Genomic DNA, 314 nt, shown 5'->3' on the forward strand with positions numbered 1-314 from the left:
GGCTCTTTCCTCAAGCTCTGTTTTAGGGTCAGTATGTGTATTGCCTTCCAGGTCGCCTTGAGGAGTTACACCGCCGGTCAGCCGGCCTTTATCTTTCTTTTTCATGTTTGTTCACCTCGACATTAGGATGAACAAATGATCGAGTTTTAATTCTTATCATTCAGCCGAATCGCTTCTTTTGCCAGCTGATCGGCTTTTTGGTTTTGCTTTCCCGGTATCCATTTGATGAAAAAAAGAGAGAAGGCCGCTTTTAATCGGATGATTTCTTCCACATACGGGTGAAACGTTTTATTTTTAACTATTTCAATCTCAGC

At 42.0% G+C, this 314-nt stretch carries 2 protein-coding genes; both read right to left on the reverse strand.

From position 1 onward, the window contains the following. On the reverse strand, nt 1-105 hold a 105-nt coding region (sspL, locus tag V6D41_RS21460; protein WP_333519573.1), incomplete at its 3' end, for a small, acid-soluble spore protein L. A 41-nt stretch (nt 106-146) separates the two neighbouring features. Next, nucleotides 147-314 (reverse strand): reverse transcriptase-like protein (locus V6D41_RS21465; protein ID WP_333519574.1); only part of this gene is annotated, 168 nt, incomplete at its 5' end.

Origin of the sequence: Bacillus sp. 0102A (assembly GCF_036765155.1) — a bacterium.
Classification (GTDB): Bacteria; Bacillota; Bacilli; order Bacillales; family Bacillaceae; genus Bacillus; species Bacillus subtilis_G.